Origin of the sequence: Thiococcus pfennigii (assembly GCF_016583835.1) — a bacterium.
GTDB lineage: Bacteria > Pseudomonadota > Gammaproteobacteria > Chromatiales > Chromatiaceae > Thiococcus > Thiococcus pfennigii.
The window spans coordinates 1-1,597 of sequence record NZ_NRRW01000130.1 but is presented as its reverse complement, the minus strand read 5'-3'; the positions used below and the strand labels follow the sequence as shown (position 1 = coordinate 1,597).

General features: G+C 56.7%; 3 protein-coding genes. 1 reads left to right on the top strand and 2 read right to left on the bottom strand.

Features of this window, described 5'->3' with window-relative positions; translation table 11 throughout:
• Nucleotides 1–302: 302 nt before the first annotated feature.
• Entirely contained in the window at nt 303–698 is a 396-nt protein-coding gene (locus CKO41_RS18205) for a hypothetical protein (protein WP_200383282.1), read from the top strand.
• A gap of 118 nt (nt 699–816) precedes the next feature.
• Here the strand turns inward: CKO41_RS18205 and CKO41_RS18200 are convergent, their stop codons facing one another.
• On the bottom strand, nt 817–1,257 hold the full coding sequence (locus CKO41_RS18200; protein ID WP_200383281.1) for a PIN domain-containing protein: 441 nt from the start codon (nt 1,255–1,257) through the stop codon (nt 817–819).
• Nucleotides 1,254–1,490, bottom strand: coding sequence for an AbrB/MazE/SpoVT family DNA-binding domain-containing protein (locus tag CKO41_RS18195; protein WP_200250678.1), 237 nt, complete (start codon nt 1,488–1,490; stop codon nt 1,254–1,256). Before CKO41_RS18195 ends, CKO41_RS18200 begins: the two co-directional genes overlap by 4 nt.
• Nucleotides 1,491–1,597 lie beyond the last annotated feature (107 nt).

Genomic DNA, 1,597 nt, shown 5'->3' with positions numbered 1-1,597 from the left:
CGCCGAAGCGAGCCCGTATTCACCTTTAACTGCTTGTTTATTCGCCGATTTGCCCGCGCTTGTCACACCCTTTTTGTCATTGCCGCCGCATGGCATTCGTCAATAAGCTTTCACTAATATGCGCGTTTATTAGTGTTTGCTTATATTATGATCTCGCTATGCGGAAATGAGAAACTTCAGTATACGAGCACTGTACCAGAATTTCTCCGAAAGACAGGATTCAGGACTTCCGCGAAGTCAGCGATCAGATATTTGAGATTATCACATTAGTCACACAGCACGATCATGCGCGCATCCTTGGTTTGGAGGTCTTCCAAAAGGAGTTGATTTTTTCCATAATCGGCTTATCTCCCGAAAGACAAATATCGGCGAATGAATTTCTCACAAAGACAGGGGCTTACAGAATCGCGCTCGAGTTTCGTAAGATCAGCACACGTGTTTCAGATGTAGTAGTCCGTATCTTTGCGACCAATGCGCCTATTTTGGACGGGGCGCAAAGCTTCAAGGATGTGCGAACAGTTCTCAATAGAAAGTTGGATTACGCCCTGGGGGAATTTAAAGAAGTAAGCCGGCACTCTGGAACAGAGGGAACATATAATATCTGGTTAAATATGAAAGGCGTGGAACTGCATACGGATGGAGTCGAATATTGCCGGCGCGTACTTACACGAGCAATCGACTGTCTTGAAGGTGGTTGAATTACCTCACAATTGATTTTTTTTGCTGGCTACGGCGTCACCATTTGACCGGAAGAAGGGAAGAAGCAGGAAGAAGGGGTCAGGTCTTGCAATCACGCATAGTCGCCTAACGAGCCGGTCAAGCCGAAGCCGCGCGGCCGGCGGCGTGGGCTGAAATCAGGCGTGGAAATGCAATGTGAGGCCCTATTTCCCCCGCGCCCGTGGCCAGGATCGACATTCGAGTAGAAGATGCCGCGGTGCGCGCGGCGCTGGCGCGGCTGCAAGAGGCAGTGACGGATCTCACCCCGGCGATGCGCCCGTTCCCCGCGTCCGCGGGGATGAACCGCTGTAGTCCGCTCTCGGTCTCCCGCGGTAGATCCGTTCCCGCTCCCGCGATGCGCAGGAACCGGATCCAGGTCAGCTCCGGCACATATTGCAGCGCGCTCGCCTCGTTCAAGACCTGGACGCTGACTGTACCGCCGGCCCCGAGCAGGGCCAGGGCGCGGTCCGCCTTGGCGGCGTCCTCGCTCAGCAGGTACAGGATGATATTGGTGTCGAAGAAGTCCGACTCGGCGCTCACCCGCGGCCCTCGTTGGCGTCCAGCCGATCGAACCGGAAGTCTGCCGGCAGACGCCCACGAAAGGCGCGCAGCCGCTCCAGCAGCTCCGCGCGGGTGGGCTTGCGTTGAACCTCGAAACGGCGCTCGTCGGCGACGACGATCTCGATGTCGTCCCCCTCTTTGAGCGCCAGCGCCTCGACCACCGTCGCCGGCAAGCGCACGGCGAGACTGTTGCCCCATTTTGCGACCTGCATGGCCCTGAGCCCCCCTTGGATATACATCGGGGAATTATATATCTCGCTCATCTCGCTGCCGCCCCCCGTCAGCCGTGCCGTAGGGGCTCGGGGGGTACGGGGTACGG